Origin of the sequence: Flavobacterium sp. UBA7680 (genome assembly GCF_002482975.1) — a bacterium.
In the GTDB taxonomy this organism is placed as follows: Bacteria; Bacteroidota; Bacteroidia; order Flavobacteriales; family Flavobacteriaceae; genus Flavobacterium.
This window is the reverse complement of record NZ_DLHA01000017.1, coordinates 76,427-102,836: the sequence shown is the minus strand read 5'-3', so window position 1 is coordinate 102,836 and position 26,410 is coordinate 76,427. Positions and strand designations below refer to the sequence as shown.

12 protein-coding genes are annotated in these 26,410 nt (G+C 34.8%); 7 read left to right on the top strand and 5 right to left on the bottom strand.

Features of this window, described 5'->3' with window-relative positions:
• The first annotated feature begins 553 nt into the window (after nt 1–553).
• From B3C18_RS02970 to B3C18_RS02950, 5 genes are all read left to right on the top strand, one after another.
• Entirely contained in the window at nt 554–3,577 is a 3,024-nt protein-coding gene (locus tag B3C18_RS02970) for a SusC/RagA family TonB-linked outer membrane protein (protein WP_291142140.1), read from the top strand.
• Nucleotides 3,578–3,610: 33 nt separating this feature from the next.
• Nucleotides 3,611–5,140, top strand: a complete 1,530-nt coding sequence (locus B3C18_RS02965; protein ID WP_291142137.1) for a RagB/SusD family nutrient uptake outer membrane protein — start codon at nt 3,611–3,613, stop codon at nt 5,138–5,140.
• Between the two features lie 196 nt (nt 5,141–5,336).
• A complete protein-coding gene (locus tag B3C18_RS02960; protein ID WP_291142134.1) occupies nt 5,337–8,282 on the top strand; it encodes a discoidin domain-containing protein in 2,946 nt (981 codons plus the stop codon).
• 197 nt (nt 8,283–8,479) lie between these two features.
• Nucleotides 8,480–10,819, top strand: a complete 2,340-nt coding sequence (locus B3C18_RS02955) for a glycoside hydrolase family 95 protein (protein ID WP_291142131.1) — start codon at nt 8,480–8,482, stop codon at nt 10,817–10,819.
• 367 nt (nt 10,820–11,186) lie between these two features.
• Nucleotides 11,187–13,454 carry a GH92 family glycosyl hydrolase gene (locus B3C18_RS02950; RefSeq protein ID WP_291142128.1) on the top strand — a complete coding sequence of 756 codons (2,268 nt, stop codon included), beginning with the start codon at nt 11,187–11,189 and terminating at the stop codon, nt 13,452–13,454.
• A 257-nt stretch (nt 13,455–13,711) separates the two neighbouring features.
• Here B3C18_RS02950 and B3C18_RS02945 read toward each other — a convergent pair whose 3' ends face one another.
• The 3 genes from B3C18_RS02945 to B3C18_RS02935 form a co-directional block, all read right to left on the bottom strand.
• Nucleotides 13,712–17,020, bottom strand: coding sequence for a DUF5107 domain-containing protein (locus B3C18_RS02945; RefSeq protein ID WP_291142125.1), 3,309 nt, complete (start codon nt 17,018–17,020; stop codon nt 13,712–13,714).
• 18 nt (nt 17,021–17,038) lie between these two features.
• Nucleotides 17,039–18,448: a sugar porter family MFS transporter gene (locus tag B3C18_RS02940; protein WP_291142122.1), complete on the bottom strand. Its 1,410-nt coding sequence runs from the start codon at nt 18,446–18,448 to the stop codon at nt 17,039–17,041.
• Between the two features lie 128 nt (nt 18,449–18,576).
• Entirely contained in the window at nt 18,577–19,485 is a 909-nt protein-coding gene (locus B3C18_RS02935; protein WP_291142119.1) for an AraC family transcriptional regulator, read from the bottom strand.
• Between the two features lie 136 nt (nt 19,486–19,621).
• Here B3C18_RS02935 and B3C18_RS02930 point away from each other — a divergent pair, with 136 nt between their 5' ends.
• Both B3C18_RS02930 and B3C18_RS02925 read left to right on the top strand, forming a co-directional pair.
• Nucleotides 19,622–20,653 carry an aldose epimerase family protein gene (locus B3C18_RS02930; RefSeq protein WP_291142116.1) on the top strand — a complete coding sequence of 344 codons (1,032 nt, stop codon included), beginning with the start codon at nt 19,622–19,624 and terminating at the stop codon, nt 20,651–20,653.
• Between the two features lie 186 nt (nt 20,654–20,839).
• A complete protein-coding gene (locus B3C18_RS02925) occupies nt 20,840–22,768 on the top strand; it encodes a glycoside hydrolase family 97 protein (RefSeq protein ID WP_291142113.1) in 1,929 nt (642 codons plus the stop codon).
• 76 nt (nt 22,769–22,844) lie between these two features.
• On the opposite strand, the gene B3C18_RS02920 is transcribed toward B3C18_RS02925, so the two are convergent.
• Both B3C18_RS02920 and B3C18_RS02915 read right to left on the bottom strand, forming a co-directional pair.
• Nucleotides 22,845–23,864, bottom strand: coding sequence for a PepSY-associated TM helix domain-containing protein (locus tag B3C18_RS02920; RefSeq protein ID WP_414655337.1), 1,020 nt, complete (start codon nt 23,862–23,864; stop codon nt 22,845–22,847).
• Between the two features lie 136 nt (nt 23,865–24,000).
• The gene (locus tag B3C18_RS02915; protein WP_291142107.1) at nt 24,001–26,382 is read right to left on the bottom strand and encodes a TonB-dependent receptor; all 2,382 of its coding nucleotides are present in this window, start codon (nt 26,380–26,382) and stop codon (nt 24,001–24,003) included.
• Nucleotides 26,383–26,410: the final 28 nt, after the last annotated feature.

Below are 26,410 nucleotides of genomic sequence, written 5' to 3'. Positions count from 1 at the left end.
TAATTATAAAATTGACAATTCAAATATCCCAATTTTCTGTAGAGACGCACAGCAGTGCGTCTTTTTTGTGTTCAATCGAGACCTGACAGGTTTTTAAAATCTGTCAGGTCTATGTGTAGTAAAACAAAACGATATAAATACACAAAGATTTTAACGTAGAGACGCACAGCAGTGCGTCTTTTTTTGTTTGTATTTGGGTTGAAATACCTGAAAATTGTCGAAAATTATTTCTTTGATTTTGCAGGTAAATTATACCTGTTTTCTTTGTTTTAGATTAAAATACTCTTCGGTTTTGTCTGAGATTTCTTTAAATTAATTATTCCTTTATTTTCTTTTTCCTTTTTAAAGCTTGGTATTTCTGTTAAAGCCGAAATAAATCATCAAAAAAAATATGAAATTCTTAAAACATAAATTTGGATGTAATGAAAATATTTGTATGTTTGTAATGTTGTAGTATAGTATAGTATAAGTCAATTCGTTTTCTCATATTTTAATGCTCAATAAAAAGAATAAAACTAACTCACTAATTTATTAACTAAAAAACCAAATTATTATGAGAATTGCAATAAGATACTTATGCTTCTTAGTAGTTATGATGTGTGCCGGTACACTTTACTCCCAAACCATAACCGGTAAAGTTACAGACAATGAAAATTTACCATTGCCAGGAGCCACAATTCTGGTAAAAGGTACACAGACTTCTACAGTAACAGACATAGACGGCAGTTATAAATTGTCAAACGTAAAATCCGGCTCAACTTTAGAGTTCAAGTTTATAGGATTTAATACTCAGAGCGTTGTTGCCAATAAATCTGAAATTAATGTCTCTTTAACTCCGAGTCCACAGGAATTAACTGAGATTATTGTAGTAGGAGCTTCAGTAAAAAGAGGAGATCTTACTGGAGCAGTAGGAAACGTAAAAGGAGAAAAACTGCTGGAAACACCAACAGCAAACGCAGTGCAGGCATTGCAAGGGCGTGCAGCGGGTGTTTATGTACAGCAAAATACAACTCCGGGTTCAAGTGGTTCTATTAAAATTAGAGGAAACAACTCGATACAATTTGGTACAAATCCAATATTTGTAGTAGACGGTCTTATTATAGATGGCGGTTTTGAATCGATAAACCCTAATGATATTGCGAATATTGATATCTTAAAAGATGCTTCTTCTACAGCTATTTATGGTGCAAGAGGAGCAAATGGAGTTGTGGTAATTACGACTAAAAAAGGAACAAAAGGAGAAGGTAAAATAAACTTTGATACCTGGGTTGGAATGTCTGAGTTTAGCAAAACGCTTCCGTTAATGAACGGACAGCAATTGTTTGACCTTAGAGTTGATGCATTTGCAAATCAATATATGGATCAAAATCCAACTGCTGATCGTGCTGCTTACATCAACCAGATTAAATCAGACGGATCTACAGTATTTGCCCCATACGAATTAGAATCTTACAGAACAGGAAAAAGCTACAACTGGTTAGATCAAGTAGCAAGAACAGGAATGCAGACTAATTACAATCTTTCTTTTTCGGGAGGAGGAGATAAAGGTTCTTATTTTGTGAGTTTCAACTATGCAGATCAGGATGGACTTTTAGAAAAGTCTTCTTTCAAAAGATATAACGGAAAAATCAATTTGACGCAGGACGTTAAAAAATGGCTTCAAATAGGTACAAGTACTACTTTTTCACGTAGTGAAGCAAGTTATATAGAAGGAAGTGCTTTCGGAAATGCATTAGGCGCTAATCCACTATTGCCTATTGATCCAGATGCTACTTATTTGAAATACGGAGACGTATTGAACGCAGATGCTTACAATCCAATTAAAAGTTTAACGATTGATAATGTAAGTTCTAAAAACCGTTTAATGTCAAGTAATTATGTAAACATTAAACCTGCTGACGGATTAAACTTAAGAACTACTTTTTCTGTAGATATTACTGATCAGGCAAACTTTTCGTACCAGCCAATGGATACAGGACAATCTATTAGAAATTCGGCAAACGGAGATGCTAATCATTACAGATACAGTGAATTGAACTACCAATGGGATAATACAATCACATATAATAAATCAATAGGAAAACACGATTTTAGTGCACTTGGAGCTTTTTCTATGCAGAAAAATTCAAACAATTACACACAAGTTGATGCAAGAGGCTTTTCATCAGATGATTTTACTTATATGTACTTAAATGGGGCGTCTCAAAAACAAGATTTTTCATTAGGTTCAGATTTTGTGACAACGACATTACTTTCTTATACAGGAAGATTGAATTATTCGTATGATAAAAAATACTTCGCAACAGTTACAACACGTTTAGACGGTTCTTCTCGTTTTGGACCTAATAATAAATGGGGAACTTTTCCATCTGTAGCTTTAGGATGGGATATTGCTAAAGAATTTTTGCAATCTGTAGAAAGTATTAAATTATTAAAACTTCGAGGAAGTTATGGTATTGCAGGAAATCAAAACATACCTAACTATGCTTATGTAAGTAAATATAGACCAGTTTATACAAATGGAAGTGTCGTTTACAAACCAAGCGATTATTTAGGAAATCCTGATTTACAATGGGAAAGACAAAAACAATTTGATTTTGGTTTAGACTTTGCAACTTCAGATAACAGATTTTCTATGACAGTGGATTATTTTGATATTAAAAATGACAACCTGTTAATGGTAAAAAGCGTAACTAGTTTAAGTGGGTTTACTACTGGAATAGACAACGTAGGTACGATGGTAAACAAAGGAGTTGAGTTTACTGCAAACTATAAAATCTTAAAAAATAATAATCTTAACTGGGATGTTTCAGGAAACATTTCATCTGCCAAAAATAAAATTACCAAGTTATATGGAGAAACTACAGCGATTTACAATACAGGAGGTTACACTGGAGTTGAAATTCAAAGAACAGGAAATTTATTCGTAGGTAAATCTGTTAATTCTATTTATGTATTTGAGTTTGATAAAATTGCTCAGGCATCAGATATGACAGAAATAAGCAAAATCAATTTTGGAGGAAGAACAGTTAAACCGGGAGATATTGTTCCTGTAGATAGAAACAAAGACGGAAAAATTGATGATAACGACCGTTATGTAGTAGGAAACACAGATCCGGATTTTTATGGAGGATTTGCAACTGATTTTAGCTACAAAGGTTTCGGGTTAAATGCTGTTTTTGCTTACTCTATTGGAGGAAGAAGAATTAGTTCTGCTTATGAAAGTTTTATGAGTTCTGGCGGAATGAGCGCTGCTCATACTGATTTATTAGACCGTTGGACACCAGAGCATACTGATACAGATGTACCAAGAGCTTACTATGGAGGAGGAAGATTTAACAGTTATGAGACATCTTTGGCAATTCAAAATTCTTCGTTCTTACGTTTAAATGCATTGACGTTGTCATACAACTTTCCTAACTCAATTTTGGAGAAAGCATATCTTCAAAATCTAAGACTTTATGTTACCGGATCTAATTTATTTACGATCACAAAATATAAAGGTTACGATCCAGAAGGAGGAGATAGTTATCCTAATTCAAGAATGTTTGTTTTAGGTTTAAATGTTTCACTTTAAAAATAATTTTCGACAATAATTAAAAATATAATTATGAAAGTAAAAATTTTAACGGCAATGGCATCTATAATGCTTTTTGCTTCCTGCTCAGATTTCTTAGATCAGGACCCAAATACTGCTCTTACTGAAGAACAGACTTATTCAAAAATGGATAATATTGAACCTCTTGTTTTAGGAATGTATTCTTCATGGAGAAATGTACAAAAAGATAGAGGAGGACTAATGTTTCAATTAGGAACAGATGAAACGCAGCAAGGAGCATTTCAGGTAATGACAACTCCGGGACAAGCGGGATTAGATTACTATAATGGTTTTCTTTCTCAGGAAAATACAGCTTTGGCTGAGCAATGGGATTCACGCTGGTTAGTTTTACAAAGTGCTGGTCAGGCAATATATGCCTTGAACAATAATACAGAAGCTGATACAGCCCGAAGAAATATATTGCTGGGAGAAGCTAGTTTTATAAGAGCTAGTTTAATGTTTGAGCTTTCACAATACTGGGGAGAAATTCCAATTTTGGATCAGGCACGTACTCAGGAATTAGGATATGGAAGGCATTCATTGCCAGATGTATATACTTATATTGTCAATGATCTTAAAGTAGCCGAAGCAAATTTGCCAGTTACACAGTCAAATAAAGCTTTGCCAGTCAAATATCTTGCTCAGGCATTATTAGGTAAAGTGTTTTTATATGCTCCTGTAGCTTCTGGTGCACGTGACTATACTCAGGCAAAAGAATGGCTAGGAAAAGTTATCTCTTCAGGGAAATACAGCTTATTAGCAAATTATGCAGATGTTTTTAGCCCTGATCATGCTAACTCTACAGAGTCACTTTATGAGTTTCAATTTAATAACACTTGGCCTGACAACAACCAAATTCAATGGCAGACAGGTTCTAGAGCAATAGCAAATTTAGATCAGTATGCTTATTTTGGAGGATATGATTTATTAGTTCCTACACAATATTGCTATAGCGATAAATCAGCAGGTGGTATCTGGGAACCAGGTGATAGACGTAAAGATGCAAGTATTCGTTATGATTTTACTTATAGAGGAATTACACCAACAATCCCTGCAGGTTTTGGAGGAGATGAATTAGATCCGCACGTAAAAAAATACGAAGATGTTCGTGTAGACGGAAGACAATCATTCTGGAATTCAGGAAAAAATAAACCCTATATCCGTTATGCTGATGTATTGTTGTGCTACGCAGAATGTTTAAACGAATTAGGAAGTACTACTGATGCTGAAGGATATGTAAATCAAGTTCGTACTCGTGCTTTTGGAGGAACACTTCCGGCGGGAATGAATTGGACAGGACTTTCTCAGGCAGATTTCAGAGACAGAATTTTGGATGAGCGTATGCGTGAATTAGCATTTGAAGGCTGGAGAAGAATGGACCTTATCCGTACAGGAAAATTGGTTCAAAATGTAAAAGCTCGTAATAAATGGGCAGCACAAAGCGGTACAATTGCCGAGTTTCATAATAGATATCCAATTTCTCTAAAAGAAATCCAGTTAAATGATGATATAAACCCAGAAGATCAAAATCCTGGTTATTAATATCATTTAGAAAAGTATTTAAAATAGTTTTTATCGTTTGGTTATGTGATTTTTTGGTTAATAATCACAGTTTTTGATTTGTAATGCCATTTTGGGTATAGGTAATAAAACAGTCCTGAGAATTCTGTTAGAAAAACTTATTCCAAAATGGCATTCTTATTTTTTAGTTACAATTTTTCATCATTCAAATAACAATATGAAATTCAATACAATTCAGGTTTATATCACTTTATTTGTTTTAAATGCCTTATCGTTCCATTTTTATGCTCAGAATAAAGTAAGTCTGAACTCTTCAGACATTGTCTGGAAAGTAAAACCGCAGGCAGAATTAGGAAAAGACAGTCTTAAAATAACAGCTGCCGATTATTCAGATAAAGACTGGGTAAAAGCAGTAGTTCCGGGTACGGTTTTTAATTCCTATGTAGTAAGCGGTTTAGAAAAAGACCCCAATTTTGGCGACAATATTTATCAGGTCGATAAATCAAAATACGATCGCAGTTTTTGGTATCGTTCAGAATTTAATATTCCTGAAGATTTTACCAAAGAAATAATCTGGCTCAACTTTGAAGGAATTAATCGCGAAGGTGATATTTATCTTAACGGAAAAAAATTAGCCACGCTTAGCGGAATGATGCAGCGTGGAAAATTTGATGTTACAAAGCTAGTACATCGCAAAGCAAAAAACGTACTGACAATTTTGGTAAGTATTCCAAAACAGCCTTTAAACAATTACGGAAGCCCAACTTATATTTCAAGTGCCGGCTGGGACTGGATGCCGTATGTGCCAGGATTAAATTCAGGAATTACAGATGATGTTTTTTTAAGCAATACAGATAAAGTAACAATTGCAGATCCTTGGGTTCATACCAATCTGCCAACGAATGCACGTGCAGATTTAGATGTAAAAGTCGACCTTAAAAATTCATCTGCACAAAATCAGGAAGGAGTTTTAACAGGTGTAATAATGCCCGGAAATATTACTTTTTCTAAAAAAATAAGTCTTGATGCCAATGCAGTTACAAGTGTAAAATTAAGCAAAGAACAATTTCCGGAACTTTCCATTCAAAACCCTAAATTATGGTGGCCAAATGGTTACGGAGATCCTAATTTATATACCTACCAATTCACTTTTAAAATTGGAGATGTAGTTTCTGATTCCCAAAAAATAACTTTCGGAATCAAAAAATATACTTACGATACAGAAGGCGGAGTTTTGCACATTTCGATTAACGGAAAACGTGTTTTTCTTAAAGGTGGAAACTGGGGAATGAGCGAGTATATGCTTCGCTGCAGAGGTGAAGAATACGATTTGAAAGTCAAACTTCATAAAGAAATGAATTACAATATTATTCGTAACTGGTTAGGTTCAACAACAGATGATGAATTTTATCAGGCTTGCGATAAATACGGAATTATGGTTTGGGACGATTTTTGGCTAAATGCAAATCCGAACCTTCCTTTAGATATTCACGTTTTCAACAGTAATGTAATCGAAAAAATCAAACGAGTTCGAAATCACGCCAGTATTGCAATCTGGTGCGGAAATAATGAAGGTTTGCCACAGCCTCCGCTTAACGGATGGATTGCCGAAAACATCAAAACTTTTGACAACAACGATCGTTATTATCAGCCTTGTTCTAATACAGGAAACTTAAGCGGCAGCGGACTTTGGGGCAATAAAGATCCAAGGTTTTATTTTACAAAATATCCTGAACCTTACGTAGGGACAGGAGACGGCCCAAGCTGGGGTTTAAGATCTGAAATTGGTACAGCCGTTTTTCCGAATATGGAAAGTTTCAAAAAATTTATTCCCGAAAAAGACTGGTGGCCAAGAAACGATATGTGGGACAAACATTTCTTTGGACAAAAAGCCTTTAATGCTTCTCCGGATAATTATGATAAAAGCATAACAGAACGTTACGGTAAACCAAATAATCTGGAAGAATATACCCAAAAAGCCCAATTATTAAATATCGAAACCAACAAAGCCATGTACGAAGGCTGGTTAGACCATATGTGGGAAGACGCTTCTGGAATTATGATTTGGATGAGTCAGTCCTCTTATCCAAGTATGGTTTGGCAGACTTACGATTATTATTATGATTTAACAGGAGCGTATTGGGGCGTAAAGTCGGCTTGCGAACCTATGCATATTCAGTGGAGTCCTGTAAATAATTCGGTTAAAGTAATTAATACGACCGGAACTGATTTCAAGAATTTGACTGCCGAAGCAACGGTTTATAATTTAGATGGGAAATCGGTAACGAAGTTCAGTCAAAATGCTGTTATAGATTCATATTCTAATACAGCGACGGAAAGTTTCGTAATTCCGTTTTACTCTAATCAGAAAGATTTAGCTTTTCAAAAAAATGTTATTGCATCATCGACAGATGGAGGAAATACTAAAGATATTACAGACGGTGATTCAAATACCCGTTGGGCAAGTAAATCAACAGATGACGAATGGATTTATGTAGATCTTGAAAACGAATATATTATCAATCGTGTAGTTTTAAATTGGGAAAACGCATACGGCAAAGAATATAAAATTCAAATAAGTACAGATGCAAAAAACTGGACAGACGTGAGTAGTATTAAAGATGGAAAACAAGGACTTCAGAATATTTCGTTTGATGAAACCAAAGGTCGTTATGTTCGAATGCTGGGAATAAAACGCGGTTCTGGCTGGGGATATTCCTTGTATGATTTCAAAGTTTTTGGAGCAGAAACTAATACCGATACTTCTAGTTTGAGTCCGGTACATTTCATCCGATTAAAATTAAAAGATGCCCAGAATAAAGTAATAAGTGAGAATTTTTATTGGAGAGGTTCTAATATGAAAGATTTCACCGATTTGAATAAATTGTCAAAAGCAAACGTAAATGTTTCCACTAAAGTGGTAAAACAAAACGGGAAGTATGCTATTAAATCGAAGATTTCAAGCCCTTCAGGAATTGCATTCGGAATTCAGATACAAGCAGTAAATGAAAAATCCGGAACTCAAATATTACCTGCAATTGTAAGCGATAGTTACTTTACTTTGTTAAAAGGAGAAAGCAAAGAAGTTACAATAGAATTTGATGAATCAGCCTTAAAAAATGGAGAAAAACCAGTTGTAAAAGCGACTCCTTATAATAAATAATCAGCTTCAAATCCTGCAAGGTTTCCAAAACCTTGTAGGTATAATTTAAACACTAGAAGATCCTCATAGTAAACCTGACAGGTTTTTAAAACCTGTCAGGTTTAATCCAAACGAACTAAAACGCCAAGAAAATATGAAGTTACCACGGAATAAAAATCATTCTAATCCTTTTAATCTGTGGCAAAAAAACAAACAACATGAATATCAAAAAAATAAAAGCATTACTATTTATACTAATACCCATTTTAGGTTATTCACAAAATAACGCATTGGAATTATGGTATAGAAAACCAGCCTCTCAATGGGAAGAAACATTACCCTTAGGAAACGGACGTTTAGGAATTATGCCCGACGGCGGCGTTACAACCGAGAAATTAGTTTTAAATGATATCACCTTATGGAGCGGATCACCACAAGATGCCAACAATTACAAAGCATTTTCATTTCTGCCTCAAATAAGAGAATTGCTTTTAGCAGATAAAAATACGGAAGCCGAGAAATTGATCAATGAGAATTTTGTCTGCACAGGCCCTGGATCAGGAAGTGGCGATGGTGCAAATGTGCAATTTGGATGTTATCAGGTTTTAGGAAACATGACCCTGAAATTTGATTACAAAACCAAATCGAAAGCCACAAATTACAGCCGAAACCTAAACATACAAACCGCAACCTCAGCAACACAATTTACCATTGATGGAGTTACTTACAAACGTGAATATTTTGCAGGTTTTGGTGATGATGTTCTTTTTGTAAAACTGACTTCAAGTAAAAAAGGAAAACTAAATTTCATCGTACAGTTAGACCGACCAGAACATTTTAAAACGGCAAATGAAAACGACAATTCCCTTGTTATGACAGGTCAGCTGAACAATGGAATTGACGGAAAAGGAATGAAATATAAAGCCAAAGTAAAAGCCAAAACAACTGACGGAAGTGCTTTATATACTAATAATACAATTGAAATAAAAAATGCCACGGAAGTTGTGCTTTATATATCTGCAGGAACTGATTTTAAAGATAAAGATTTTGAATCTTCTGTAGATAAAATTTTAGATGCAGCAATTCAAAAGAAATATCAGGATCAGAAGAAAATTCACATTCAGAATTATCAGAAACTATTCAATCGTGTGACTTTAAATTTTGGAAAATCAGACAAAAAAATACTGCCTACAAATGAGCGTTTAAATGCTTTTTTAAAAGAACCTGATTCAGATACAGAGCTTCCGGTTTTATTTTACCAATACGGACGTTATTTAAGTATCAGCAGCACTAGAGTTGGATTATTACCTCCAAATTTGCAAGGATTGTGGGCGCATCAGGTTCAGACGCCATGGAACGGTGATTATCATCTTGATGTAAATGTTCAGATGAATCATTGGGCTTTGGAAACCGGAAATCTTTCAGAATTAAATCTCCCTTTAAAAGATTTGGTGAAACAAATGGTTCCTTACGGAGAAAAAACAGCAAAAGCCTACTACAATGCCGATGGCTGGGTAGCGCACGTAATCACGAATGTTTGGGGATTTACAGAACCGGGTGAAAGTGCTTCATGGGGAATTGCAAAAGCAGGTTCAGGCTGGTTATGCAACAATTTATGGAACCATTATTTGTACACAAATGATAAAAATTATCTTGCCGAAATCTATCCAATTATAAAAGGAGCGGCTCAGTTTTATAATAGCATGCTGGTAAAAGATCCGGTAACAGGCTGGCTGGTAACTTCGCCATCAGTTTCACCTGAAAATTCCTTTTTCTTACCAAATGGACAAGATGCTCACGTTTGTATGGGGCCAACAATTGACAATCAAATTGTTCGTGAATTATTTAATGATGTAATCACGGCCTCTCAAAAACTGGGAATCGATAAAGATTTGAGTAATGATCTTGAGAAAAGATTAAAATTATTGCCGCCGCCGGGAGTTATTAGTCCTGACGGAAGAATTCAGGAATGGCTAAAACCTTATAAAGAACCAGACGCACAGCATCGTCACATTTCTCATTTATACGGATTATATCCTGCCTCTTTAATAACTCCGGAAAGCACACCGGAACTTGCCGAAGCAGCAAAGAAAACACTTGAAGTTAGAGGTGATGACGGGCCAAGCTGGTCAATTGCTTATAAAATGCTGTTTTGGTCCCGTTTGAAAGAAGGAAACAGAGCGTATAAATTATTAAAAACAATTTTGAGACCAACGCTTGCTACGAATATTAATTATGGAGCAGGAGGAGGAGTTTATCCAAATTTACTTTCGGCAGGTCCGCCATTTCAAATTGACGGCAATTTTGGAGCTACAGCAGGAATTGGTGAAATGCTGATTCAAAGCCACGCCGGATTTATTGAATTATTACCTGCTATGCCAGATGTTTGGTTAAAGGAAGGTGAAGTAAAAGGGCTTAAAGCCGAAGGAAACTTTACCATAAACATGAAATGGGAAAAAGGAAAAATCACCAAATATGAAATATTATCTCCTGTACCCGCAAAAGTAAAAGTGAAAGTAAACGGAGAATTGAAAGAAATCACATCTTCAAAATTGTAGTTTTTATATTCCTGCAAGGTTTCCAAAACCTTGTAGGTATTAAATTGTAAAGTGAAATAAAAAACTAAAGCTACAAGGTTTTGGAAACCTTGCAGGACTCAGTAATATCAATAAAAATTAATTGCCTCCAGCTTTAGCTGGAGGTTTAAAAAAAGTCTATTAACAAAGGGCTTTAGCCAAAACATTATGATTTTGGCTAAAGCCCTATTTGAATCTAACTTCAATAACCTCCAGCTAAAGCTGGAGGCAATTAAAAAAAGTTTTGGCTAAAGCCCTATTTGAGTCTAATTTCAATAACCTTCAGCTAAAGTTGGAGGCAATTAAATAGAAGAATGAAATCATATCATTAATTTTTATCCTAAAAAAAATGACTTTAAATAAAATAATAATGTGCGGTGCATTTCTAAGTTCTATACTTGTACCAGCGCAGACAACAGAAAAAATAATCTCACACGTTAATCCTTTTATTGGAACAGGAGCGGCGCACGGATCGCCACTTTCAGGAAATAATTATCCCGGAGCGACAGTTCCGTTTGGTATGGTGCAACTTAGCCCAGATACCCGCAATACACCCGATTGGAGTGTTGCCTGCGGTTATAATTATAATGATGATACCATTGCAGGTTTCAGTCACACGCATTTAAGCGGAACTGGCGTTGCAGAATTATTTGATGTAATGTTAATGCCTTTTAGCGGTGCAATAGTCAAAGAAGCAGAAGGACAAAACGTGTATCAATCCAAATTTACGCATGATAAAGAATGGGCAAAACCGGGTTATTACAGCGTAGAACTTTTGAATTATCAGATAAAAGCAGAATTAACGGCGACAACACATGCGGGTTTTCATAAATACAGTTTTCCTAAAAATAAAGAAGCTCATATTATCATTGATTTAGATCATTCGATGAAAAAATCAGATTGGAATACACGTATTATTGCTTCACAATTGTCGTTTCCAAATGATCATACTGTAGAAGGATATCGTATTATTACAGGCTGGGCACCAATGCGTAAAGTATATTTTCATGTTGAATTTTCACAGCCCATAATTCATAATCATATAAAAGACGGAAATAATGCTTATGAGAATGCTAAAGTCGTAAATGGAAATGCAATCAGAGCTATTTTAGATTTTAATATTTCGAAACAACAGGAAGTTTTGGTGAAAGTTGGAATCTCTGCGACAAGCATTGAGAATGCACGTTTGAATGTGCAAGCCGAAATTCCGAATTGGGATTTTAACGGAACTGTAAATGCTGCAGATGTTGTTTGGGAAAAGGAACTCGGAAAAATAAAAATTGACGGTACAAACGAGCAAAAACAGATTTTTTACACCGCTTTGTATCATACTTTTATTCAACCGAATACTTTATCAGATGTAAACGGCGATTATCCATCGGCTGATTTTACGGTTAGAAATTCTTCTAAACCTTATTACTCAACCTTTTCTTTGTGGGATACATATCGAGGCGCACATCCTTTGTATACCATTTTGCAGCCGGAACGTTCTGCTGATTTTGTAAACAGCATGTTGGAGTATTACAAAGTTTTTGGTTATTTACCAATCTGGCAGTTATGGGGGCAGGAAAATTATTGTATGATTGGCAATCACGCTATTCCGGTTGTGGTTGATGCTGTGCTTAAAAATTTATCAGGTATTAATGCAGACTTAGCATTTGAAGCTGTAAAGAATTCAGCAACTCGTGAACATCCAGGATCACCATTTGACATTTGGGAAAAGTACGGATATATTCCCGAAAATTTAAAATCACAATCCGTTTCCTTGACTTTAGAAATGGCGTATGATGATTGGTGTGTGGCAGAATTAGCAAAGAAACTCGGAAAAACAGATGATTACAATCATTTTACGAAGCGTTCACAATTCTACAAAAATCTATACGATAAACAAATAGGTTTCTTTAGAGCCAAAGATGATAAAGGAAACTGGATCGAACCTTTTAATCCGTTAAAATATGGTGCAAACGGCGGATATCCTTTTACCGAAGGAAATGGCTGGCAGTACTTTTGGTATGTTCCGCAAGATGTAAAAGGACTTATAAATTTGGTTGGAGGAGATAATGCTTTTACCAAAAAGCTAGATACTTTTTTCACTTTAGAAGATAAACCGGAAGAAGTAAATGATAATGCTTCTGGTTTTATTGGGCAATATGCACATGGAAATGAGCCAAGTCATCATATTGCTTATTTATATAATTATGCAGGTCAGCCTTGGAAAGCGCAGCAATATACTGCAGAAATTTTGAAGAAAATGTACAACACGACTTCATCTGGTTATTCTGGAAATGATGATTGCGGAGAACTTTCGGCCTGGTATATTTTTAGCGCCATGGGATTTTATCCTGTTAATCCTGCGAGCAGTATTTATGTTATTGGTTCTCCATTATTAAAAGAAGCTTCAATTCAGTTGAAAGACGGGAAGACTTTTAAAGTTGTGGCAAAGAATGTTTCGGATAAAAATATTTATATCCAAAGCGCCAAGCTAAATGGTAAAATGTATACTAAGACTTTTATTCATCAATCGGATATTGATAATGGTGGAGTTTTAGAATTTAGTATGGGATCAAAACCGAATAAAAAATGGGGAATTAAATTAGAGGATAGACCAGTTAATTAGATATTATTGCCCACGGGTTTTGCGGGTTGAATGGATTATCGCAGATTTTAATTTTATTATTGCACGCATTCTTATCGCCTTCACGGAGTTCCTGCAAGGTTTCCAAAACCTTGTAGGTTTATAATATTCATTTTTTTACGTCTCTAAAATTTATACCTACAAGGTTTTGGAAACCTAGCAGGATCAAAACCACAAGCCCCGACAGGTTTTTAAAACCTATCGGGGCTACTACTTAAACTTAAATGACCAATACTAACTTAAACAAAAACTGATTCCTCATTTTTCAATAAGGATAAATGTATCGTAACGCCCGAATGGCTTTTTTCTTCATCAAGAACGGTGTTGAATGTTTCTTCTGCTTGTGGGTTTTTCTCAAGGCCTAGGAGTCCTAATCCCTGCATATATAGACAGTGAATTTTATTTCGTTTATTTAAATCATCTTCCCAAATCATAAGATCTGGAAGTGATACTGCAAAATAATCGATCGTAATCGAATCGTTTACATGCTTTTGAGCATATGCAACTAACTTTTCAAAACGTTTACCAGCTTCGGCAGCATTATTTAATTTTAAGAAAGCTAAACCTTGATAGAAAATTTTGTCCGGCTGCTGATCATTGTAAAAAATAGCTGCCGTTGGTTCGTCCAATCCTTGTGTGGCGCTTTGCCACCAGTTTTGAGCCTCTTTCAGATCATTTTTCTTTTCGAAAGCAACACCAAGCCAATAATGAATATCATTTTCCTGTGCGCCCGGCAGTTTTCCTTCGCCTAAATTATCAGGGTAAATTTGTGCTTGTTCTAAAAGCTCTATGGCTGCGTCATAATTTCCTTGAGAGATTTGCTGTTTTGCAATTTCAGTTAAAGAAATAAGATATTGTCCGCTTACTTTTCCTTCGCCGCCTTCCCACGGATGGAAAATTCGGTTTTGTAATAAAGTAAGTGCTTTATCGTGTTTTCCTAAAAGATTATAAATAGCAGCTCTTTCTAAATAAACATCATCACGCTGAATTACCAATTCTAAATGTTTTTCTAAGAAAGCAAGTCTGAAAACCAAATCTCTGTTCAAACGTTTGTACAATTGATCTAATTCCATCAGGATTCTTGAATCTTCTAAATCTAATGAAAAAGCTTTTTCTAAACTCGAAAGCGCTTTTTGTTCGTCGCCCAGTTTGTTGTAATACGCCAATGATAAATTACGATGCACCGTAGGGAAACTATTGTCTATCGCAACAGATTGTTCCCAGCAGGAAATAGCATCATCATAAAACTTCGCAGCGTACCAAAAGTTGCCTAAATAATACAAAGCTTTTGCATCATTGGTTTGTTTCTCAATTACATTTTGAAGTACCAACGCAGCTTCAACCTGATTTGGAAAACAATAATCTGGTTTTGCTTCAGAGGCCATTTTGAAACATTTTTCGGCTTGACCGAAATCATTTAATTTTTCATAAAAAGAACCTGCAAAATACCACGCCATTGGGTACGTATTTTCATCTTTCAAACCTTCATTTAATAATCCGGCAGCTTCTTCATAAAAACCTGCGGCATTATAATCTAAAGCGTATTCGATATACGTATGAATGTTGTTTCGGATAAGCGAATTAAAATAGCTGAGGTCTTTTTTATCATTGCTCAAAAGATATTTCTCATAAAGCAATCCAAAATTAAATGAATCGTTTTCTAAATAAGTATTGGCAAGCTTCAGTGCTTTTTCTTTTTGATTTAATTTTCTCAGAAGTACCACTTTTAAATGCAATGCTTTATGATCTTCGGTATTTTTAGAAATTGCTTTTTTAATATGCGTTAATGCCAATTCATAATCGCCTTTTAAAGCATCAAGCTGTGCAACATAAAAATAACCCTGATTTTGCCAGGCTGCATTCCATGTTGATTTGTAAAAAGCATTGTAAGCATCTTCATTTTTATTTTGATATTTAAGACATAATCCTAAATTAAAATAAGCTTCGCCTTCATACGGATTTGGATTTCGCTGTGTCAGCGTTTTTATTGCTGCTCTAAAATAAGGTTCAGCTTCTGCAAATTTTGCTCGGCGCATTAACCACAATCCCATTGCATTGTTTGAACGAATATCGCCAGAATCACGTTTTATAGCTTCTTCATAATACGGAATCGGGCTATACGTAGCGTGTCTATATTGTTCCAAATGCTGAGCTGTTAGAAACAGTTGTTCGTTATTTACAATATCTTCCGGAGCAAGAGCAGGTTTTGCAGCTTCAGGAATTTCATCTTCGTTTTGACCTTCGTAATTCCAGTCTACCAAAACTTTATCATCAGCATCGGTTACGGCAATTGATAACCCTTCTAAACCAAAATTAAAATCAATTGTTTCTTCGAATGAATTGTATGGCGATGCATCATATTGTTTTTGAAATATAACAACATCATTATTCTTTAAAGTAACATTAGTTTTAGGATAAACTCCAGTTGTATAAGCTTTAATGACTAATTTATCATTAATGCTTTCTAAATTAACCATCGCATTTTTGGTCGCATTTTTCACAATCCCCAAATCACGGTATGGCATAAAATACTGCGTAAAATCCTTTTGTTCTCCCGGCATAATCCAAGTGAAATCCGGTTGATTATCGGTATAAACACCGCACATTAATTCGATATACGGGCCATCTTCATCCGTAAGGTTACGATCCCACGCACGGCCGAAATCGCCGTGTCCCCATGTCCATTGTTTTTTGCCTGGAGAAACATGATGATTTGCAACGTGAAGTAACCCGCCTTTTGAATCATTTTCGTATCCGCCCACAAAATTATATTTCGAAGCAATCGCCATATAAGATGTTGGAACCGGAATATTTTTATAACGGGAAATATCTGTTCCCGGCGAATAATCAACTTTATAATAGGTTCCTTTTGCAATTGGGAAAGAAGAAACGTCACGTTTACCATGATCAAAAACAGCATTTACATCTGGTGGAAAAACCGATTGATAATCATCATTTACCTTAACTGCCGGATTTGCCCACCATAAAAATGTCTGAGGGAACGATGTTCTGTTGTATAACTGTGCTTTGATTTCCAAATAAGCTTTATCAGGATATAATCTAAAACCTGCCATTCCTTTGGTTCTAAACATACGTTCTACTTCGCTGCACCAAACTGTTGCGCTTCCGTCTTCGTGTTCTTCAATCGTAAAATCAACAGGATCAAAAGTCGTTGGTCTGTGATGCTGCGGCCAGTTAAATTCGATTCCGCCCGAAATCCACGGGCCAGTAAGTCCAACCAATGCCGGTTTTACAACCTGATTGTAATAAATAAAATGACGATTTTTAGTTTTATCGTACGCCATATGAACTCGTCCGCCAAGTTCAGGCAAAATCATTATTTTAATAAATTCATTTTCAAGATAAACCGCCTGATATTCTTTGTTCGTTTTTTCGTCTGCTATTTTTTCAATAACCGGATAAGGGTATACAGATCCGTTACTTCCCTGATACACTCTTTTCTCAATAAATACAGGATTTTTTTCAGGTTTGCCCACCTCATAAGTTGGCAGGATTATTTTTTCCTTCCAAACATTTACTTTTTGCATGATGTAATGAAATTTAGATTATTGAATATTCTTCGATTGACGATCAGAAACCATTAGTTCCTCAATCTCTTCAAGACTTTTGTTTTTAGTTTCAGGAAGTTTTCTGAAAACAAATACAAATCCTAAGGCGCAGATAATACCGTACACCCAGAAAGTTCCTGACGTGCCCAGGTATTCGTTGAAAATTGGAAATGTTTGTACCAATAGAGCAGAAGCAATCCAAAGCGCAAATGTGGCAATAGACATCGCAACACCTCTGATTCGGTTAGGGAAAATTTCAGATAAAATAACCCACGTAATAGGAGCAAGTGACATTGCGTAAATTGCAATAGCTAATAATACCAGTAATAATAAAGGAAAACCGGTAACATTGGTATAATAAAAATACCCAAGTAAAGCATAAATTACCGCCAATGCAGCAGAACCAAAAAGCATTAATTTTTTACGGCCAATTTTATCTACAGTTCCCATAGCAACCAAAGTAAAAACTAAGTTGATGCTTCCGGTAATCACGATATTCATAAATAAATCGTTGATGCTGTAACCTGCGGAAACAAAGATTTCCTGAGCGTAATTAAAAATAATATTAATACCGCACCATTGCTGAAAAGCAGCTAGAACAATACCAATAGTCAATATAGGCAAAGCCTTTTTGTCCAGTAACATTTTGAAATCGGTTTTCTCCGTTTCGTCTGTAAAAGTTTCTTTTATTTTTGTGATAGCTTCTTTTCCGTAAGCTAATCCGCCAATTTTGGTAAGCGTTGCTTCTGCTGTATCATTTTTTCCTTTTTTAGCCAGATATCTAGGGCTTTCGGGAATTAAAAACATTAAAAGAAAGAATAAAACTGCCGGGAAAAATCCTGCCCAAAACATCCATCTCCAGCCTGTTTGTCCGTTCCACGAAGCTAGAATTTGAGCGTGAGTATAACCTGCAGGAATAACTTCTGTGATCAGCATATTGGTAATTTGTGCTGCCAGAATTCCTATAACTACAGTAAGCTGATTAATTGACACAAAAAGTCCGCGGGTTTCCTGAGGCGCAATTTCTGCGATATATAAAGGGGATATTGTAGAAGCAATCCCAATTCCGATTCCTCCAATAATTCGCCAGATAATAAATATGGTAAAAGTTTCTGAAGCCCCTGTACCAATGGCACATAAGGAGAATAATACGGCGGCAACAATTAACATAGGACGTCTTCCGTACGTATCTGCCAGCTTTCCGGCAACTGCTGCTCCCGCCACACAGCCAACAAGGGCACTGCTCATCGCCCAGCCCTGAAGAGCAGGAGAATCTGAAATGCCAAAATAAATTTCGTAAAATGGTTTTGCACCACCTATTACAACCCAGTCGTAGCCAAAGAGTAAACCACCCAATGCTGCAACAAGGCTAATCGATAGTAAAAAGGTATAATTATAATTTTTCATAAAAAGGGTTTAATAGCTTTTGTAAAATTAGCGGAATAGAAACCTTTGATTTATGGATATTTTTTTTGAATAGATGGATTATAATCTGATTTTTTGATGCGGTGTATTAAAATACGAAAACCATTGCGTTACTGTTTGTATTCTGTACGATATTGTATAGGTGAAGTACTCATTATTTTTTTAAACAATCTGGAGAAATACAACGGATCATTAAAGCCCAGATTAAAACTAATTTCTTTTATACTCATACTAGTAAAACTAAGATATTGACAGGCTTTCTGCATTTTTAAATAATTAAAATAATGTATAGGAGAATAGCCCGTCTGTTTTTTAAATAAGGTAAAAAAATGAGACGATGAATAATTAAAATAAGCAGCAACATCATTGATTTTTAATGAAAGATCCAGATGTTTTTTCATATAGTCAATTGCGGATTCAATAGTATTATCCTCTGAAAATTTTCGGTTCTTTTGAATGAAAAATTTCTCATATAAAAAAGCATTTAACAATTGCCATAACGAAAGATTCGCAAATTCAAGATTACTTGCGCTGTAACCGTCTTCCATAACATCGAGTATGTTTTCAAAAAGTTCAATGCGTCTTTCTTCAAGGGAAAGCTGCGGTGCAGAATCCGGAAACTCCGTTATGAATTTATCGTAAAAATGTGGTGCCTGTGGTCCGGTAAAATGAATCCAGAAAATACTCCACGGGTTTTGTTTTAAAGCATAATAATCATGGGCAACTTCTGGAGGTATAATATAAAAGGTATTCGCTTTGAGTGTTATAGTTTTATTTTCTTTGCTAATAATGCCTTCACCTTTATAACAATAAATCAGGATGTATTGCTTACTTCCGTGTTTTCGTTTCATGGAATGATGACTTGCATTGGGAAAAACTCCAATATCTGTAAAATACAAACTCGCAATAAGAGGATTCTTTTTAATGTTTGAAAGAATGTTTTTAGGAATCACAATCATGCGCTGTCCTAAGAAACCTTCTTTAACTTTTGTTTTTTCTTTTTGAGATGAATTTTTCATTTTTCGGATTGTCTTTTCCAAATATCGTAATTTAATCCATGCTTTTAAAAAAAATGTCCATTTTGAGACGAATAATCAAAAGTACATTTGAAACACTATTATAGCCTTGGTGTTTTCAATCCTTTTTTAAAACAATATGAATCCTTTAAATACAATTGCATATGAGCCTTTTGGGCGGTATGCAGAAAAAGAAATTTTTAAATTTACCCTTACAAATGTTCACGGAAATTATGTAGAACTGCTTAATTATGGAGCCATAGTAAAATCCATAGTAGTGCCGAATAAGAACGGAAATAAGGAAAATGTAGTTTTAGGATTTCCAACTTTAGAGGGTTACATAAAAGATCAATCCTATATAGGAGCAACTGTGGGTCGTTTTGCGAACCGAATCAATAATGCCGAATTTTCTATTGAAAATAAAACCTATTATTTAGATAAAAATGACGGGAAGAACAATAATCACAGCGGTTCAGCGGGATTTAACAGCAAGGTTTTTGATTTTAGTATAAAAGAGGATGCTGTAATTTTTACTTTGGAAAATGAAAGCGGCGATGGCGGTTTCCCCGGAAATTTAAAAACTAAAGTCATTTATAAATGGACGGATAATAACGAACTGAAAATTGAATTTTTGGCTGTAGCCGATGAACCAACTCCTATAAACTTTACAAATCATTCTTATTTTAATTTATCGGCTTGTGCCGAAAAAATACGAAATCATTATCTAAATATTCAGGCCGACAAAATAGTAGAAAGTACAGAAGATTATATTCCGACAGGAAGAATTATACCTGCAGAAAATTGTTCTTTTTATCATTATAAATTAGGGGACGTTATGAAAGATGGCGGACTGAATACGTATTATATTTTTAATAGAAATAATGTTGATGAAGATTCTGTCTGTGAATTATTCGAAGAAATATCGGGAAGAATAATGCGTGTATTTACGTCTTATCCGGGCGTGCAATTGTACACGGGAGATTATTTAAACAGCGCAGTAATTGGGGAACATTCTAAGTTTTATGAACCTTTTGACGGACTTTGTTTAGAATGTCAATATTATCCGGATAGTCCTAATCATGCACATTTTCCTAATACAATATTCAAAGCAGAGCAGGTTTATAATGAAACGATTAATTATGCTTTTGATGTTGTGACTCTTGAAAATTAAAAATATTTATGCCACAGATTATGGGGATTAAAAAGGATTTTTTTTTGCCACGAATTGCACAAATTTTCACTAATTAATTCGTGCTAATTAGTGGAATTCGTGGCAAAATAAACTTTACAATCTATGTGTTAAAATAACCGCAACTATTAATAACAAAATTGAACTATCACCTTTAAAAATTATATAATGAGAAAAATGTTTATTCATCGAACTTTGAGCTTACTGATACCCGCAGTATTTTTTGTACTGACAAGCAGTAAAGCTCAAAACAAAGACCTTTACCTGAAGTCTAAGGATAATTTAAATAAAATTACTTTGTCTTTAACCGAAGATGGAAAGTTGTCGTATAAAGTTACCCGCAGAGATAAAACAATAATTTTAGATTCTCCGCTGGGATTGAATCTTGAAAATAATGATTTTACATCTGGTTTGTCGGTTGTTAATGTTTCGCCTATCGAAGATAAGCGTGAAAAATACGAGCTTAAAGTTGCCAATAATAAAGTTGCTGATCATATTTTTAAAACTAAAAGTATAACATTTAAGAATAAGCAAGGCGCTTTAATCACAATCGATTTAATTGCTGGAGAAGAAGGAGTTGCTTTTAGATATAAGTTTACTGAGAAAGAAGAGAAAACCAGAGTGGTTAAAAATGAAATTACAGGATTTCATATTGATCAAAATGCAAAAGGCTGGCTTCAGCCGTACAATAAGGCTGGAGATTATACTCCGGGTTATGAAGATTTTTATGTGAATGTAAAATCCGGAGATCCAATAAGCGGTGCGCGAAATGTTTCGGTTGGATGGTGTATGCCGGCACTTTTTAATGTAAACGATACTAAAAATTGGGTTTTAATTGCAGAATCAGGAGCAGAAGGCGTATTTCCGGGCTGTCACTTGCAGCCGGATTCTAATGGCGGAATGTATAAAATAGCTTTTGCTGAAAAAGACGAAAAATTCACTTTGCCTTTACCAGACACAAATGCTTATCCTGAATCAAATTTACCGTGGACAATGCCTTGGCGAGTTATTTTGATTGGCGATAAAGCAGGCGATATATTATTATCAACTTTGATTACTGATTTGGCTCCGGCTTCTAAAATTGAAGATACTTCATGGATTGTGCCGGGAAAAGCAGCATGGTCATGGTGGTCGCATCCTGATGATTTCACGCCAGAAATGTATAAAAAGTTTACTGATGTTTCGGCTTCATTTGGTTTTAGATATACGCTTTTTGATGCGGGTTGGGAAAAAGCCAATAAAGAAGGAAAAATTATCGATCATGCTTTATCTAAAGGAGTTCAGCCATTAGTTTGGGGGTATTCGGCAGAATATTTTAATCCTGAAAAAAGGAAAAAAAGATTTAAGGAGCTGGCTGATATGGGCGTAAAAGGCGTTAAAATAGATTTTTGGTGCTCAGATCGACAAGAAGTTATGAGTACGCTTCAATCGGTTTTTGAAGATGCTGCTAAAGAACATTTGTTGGTGAACCTGCACGGTACAACAGTACCAAGAGGATGGCATAGAACATGGCCAAACTTTGTAACGGCAGAAGCTATTTTAGGGACAGAAAGTTATTTTTACGAACCAAGATTTCCTGAAATGGCTGCACAGCAAAATACAGTTTTGCCTTTTACAAGAAACGTTGCGGGACCTGCAGATTATACTCCGTTTGCTTTGACATTTAGAAAATTTACGCGTTTAAATACGGCAGTTCATGAATTGGCTATGGCTATGATTTATACATCAGGAATTATTCATTTTGCCGATTCAGAAGAAGTATTCAATTCACTTCCAACTGAACTTAAAGATTTATTTAAAGAGATGCCAGCAACTTGGGATAAAACCGAAGCTATAATTGCAGAACCAGGGAAAACAGTTGTTTTATCTCGTCAAAAAGATAATTTATCTTATATTATTGGAATAAATGGTACAAATACAGCATTGCCAGTTTCAATTGATTTGGCGAAATATGGTAAGGGTTTTTCAAAATTCAGGGTTATTTCTGAAGGTGCAGATCCGTTAATGGAATTTAAGGTTTCAAATTATCCAATAACTTCAAAATGGAATTATAATTTAGCTCCAAAAGGAGGATTTATTATTCAGTTTATAAAATAATTGAAGATATTAAAAGTAAAAAAGCCTTTAAACATTACGTTTAAAGGCTTTTTTTATTTCTATTGGATGAAAGCTTTTAGGCTTTAACCTTTTTAGTTTTTGATTTCTTTCCTTTTTTCCACCAAATAATAAATCCGGTTATAGGAAGAGAAGCTCCAATCAAACTTACCAAACTCCAGATTATTTTCCCTGTGAGACCAAAGAAAACACCAGTATGTAAATCATGATTACTGGCTTCATATACATCGGCAGCATTGTTGTCTTTGTAAAGCTTTGTGCGAAGCATTTGACCCGTTTTTCCATCAAAGAAAATTGTGTTTTGATTTCTTGCCCAATCATTTGGATATGTCATTCTAACTCTAAGTTCCCCCGTTTTTCTAATTGAAAATGAAACAGAAGTTGCTCCCGGATATTTGGAGTTGGCACTTTCATAAATGTTATTGTATCGTACCGGAATTGTGGTTGAATCAATTTTTTCTTTAGATAAAATCTCATCACCTTTTCTAAGTTTGCTTCCGGTTACTATACTAACCGATTTTTTAACGGTTTCAAATTTAAAATACGTCCCAGAAAAAGCAATCAAAAGCAAAATAATAGAAGCATAAAATCCTAAAACCTGATGCAGATCATAATTGACTCTTTTAAAAGATCCGCTCCACTTTATTTTTAGTGACTGCTTTAGTAATCGTTTTTGATTCGGAAACCATAATATAAGTCCGGTAATCAGCATAATGATAAAAATCACTACCGACCAGCCTTGAATGAATTCTCCAACGTCTCCCAGTAATAAAGTACGGTGTATTTCAAGAACAACATTTAACCAGTCAGAACTTTGCTTGTTGATTAAGCTTCCGTCATATGGATTAAAATAATAGGTCTTTTTCTTTTTGGTCGAAATCTCAATGGCAGCATTAGGTTCTTCTCTGTTTACTTTTAAAGCTGTAATTTTCTGTTTAGGCTCCAGTTTTTCATAATTTTCAATTATAGTTTTTAATCCTATAAATGATTTTTGCTGAACCGGAACATGCAGATATTCTTTCTGTGAAAAATCACGGATTTCTTCTTCAAAAACATAAAGAAATCCGGTGATGCTCACTATAAAAACAATGAGGCCCGATGCTAAACCGAGCCACAAATGTATTTGTCTTATTGTCTTTTTAAAACCTTTGGTCATAACTTATTATAAAAGCCCAAATGTAAATAATATCAGTCGAAATAACGAACTGAAAATCTTAGAATTTAAAGGTAATATTTCCGGTAACTCTCGTTGGATTTTGAGCAGCTAAACGGTATGACCAGTATTTCTCGTTTGTTAAGTTATCCACTTTTAAACCTAATCTGTATTTTGGTCTGTCATAGAAAACAGAAGCATCTAAAACAGTATATTCAGGAATTTGGAATTTAAAAGTAGCTGTATTAGTCTGGAAATAATTGCTTCCGTAAATTCCTCCCACACCAAATCCAAGACCAGATGCTGCACCTTGAGTTAATCTGTAACTTGCCCAAAGATTGGCAGTTGTTGGCGAACCTGCAGTTGTTGGACGTAATCCGTTAGTAGTCGGATTTGATTTCGATAATCTACTGTCGTTATACGTGTAACCAGCCACAATATTTAAACCTTTAATAGGATTTGCAATAAGTTCAGCTTCAAAACCTTTACTTAACTGCGTACCATCCTGAATTTGAAAATTGGCATGATCCGGATCATTACGGGTCATGTTAGTTACTTCAATATTATAATAACTCAAAGTAGCACTAATTTTATCAAAGTCGAATTTAAATCCTCCTTCTAACTGATTTGCGTGGTTTGGTTTAAAAGTATCTCCATTAAAATCTGAACCTCCAACATTATTAAATCCGTTCATGTAATTAGAGAATACAGAGATTTTCTCTTTAACAATTTGATAAACTGCTCCAAATCTAGGAGAAAATGCGGTTTGGTTGTAATCACCTGTAGTAGTGTTAGTAGCCGGATAGTACGTTCCTTTATTAAAATAACGGTCAGCTCTAACGCCTCCCATTACAATTAATCGATCAGTAATATTCAATACATCAGATATATATGCGCTATATGTTCTTTCGTTATTAGATACATAATTAACATAATTAACTCCCGCAAATAATGGTTTTATTTTATCAATGGTAAAGTTATTATAAGCATCTCCCGGTGTTCTAAAATTGATAGCCGGCATATTTATCGTTGCATCATTACGCGTTGCACGAAGGCTGTAGAAATCTAAACCTGCTACAACTCTGTTACGTAAGTTTCCAATTTTGAAATCCCCATTAAAGTTTTGTTGAATGTCTGTACCGTAATAAGGATAGTCCTGATTTGTAACTTGTTGTCTTAATGTTTCGTTACTTATAGCTGTCAATGCTACAGTATATCCTTCTGATGATGATCTTGTACGCGAAACAATAGTTTGTGACGTCCATTCATCTGAAATTTGATATTTTAACTGTGCAAATATATTATACTGCTGAGCGGTGAAATTTACAGTATTGTTAGCAAATGAAAGTTTATAAGGGATTCCCATTTCTTCAATACTATGTGCAGTAGCACCAGCTCCGGTAAAAGGAGCTAATCTCGTTGGAGAAACTCCTTTTGATGCACTAAACTCAGCATCAATAAGTAAAGTCATTCTTTCGTTTACCTGATAAGAAAAACTTGGAGCTATAAAAAAGCTTTTACTAAAACCTGCATCCTGAAAACTTCTTTCACTATGCAAAGCTGTATTAATTCTGAAAAGAGCTGTTTTATCATCATTAATTGGTGTATTAATATCGGCTGTAAAACGATTTAAATCCCAATCACCTGCAGAATACGATACTTCACCTTTAAAGAAATCAAAAGGTTTTTTTGTTACCCTGTTAAACAAACCTCCAAAAGAAGAAATTGTACTTCCAAACAATGTTGCCGATGGCCCTTTGATAACTTCAATACGCTCTAAGTTAGAAGGATCAATTGAATTATAAGTAAAACTTCCAACTCCGTTTCTTACTAATTGAGGTGTTGCAAATCCTCTCGAAATATTAGTTGATCTTCCCTGGTTTCTAACTTCCGAAATACCTGCACCCGGAATGTTTTTAAAAGCACTATTATAATCTGTGATTACCTGCTCTTTCATAAGTTCTTTACTTACAATGCTGTAAACCTGCGGATTTTCCATGTTTTTAAGTTTCATTTTAGAAACCTCTTCACTTTCTTTTCTTGCAAATCGGTTTCCTCCAGAACTTACGATAACTTCCTCTAATTTTTGCGAAGTATAAGCGAGTTCAAAATTAAGAGTTGGATTTGAATTGTTTTGATCGACTAAAACAGAAGCAGGAGTAGAGTCATAACCGTTTAGTTTTATTTCAACTAAATAAGTTCCAAAAGGAATGTTTTTTAGTAGATAAGTACCATCAGAATCTGTTGTTGTAGTTTTATTTAATTCTGAAATTTTTACTGTAGCACCTTGTAAAGGATTTCCGTCTTTCAGGATTGCTTTACCTGAAATTGTTCCCAAAGTAGACTGAGAAAAAGCAGTTTCTGAACACAAAAAAATAGTCAGTAACGCTAGAAACACTCTTGTTAAAACATTGTTTTTAAGTGTTTTAAATGTTGTTTTCATATGAAATTCTGTAATTTATTCTTATTTA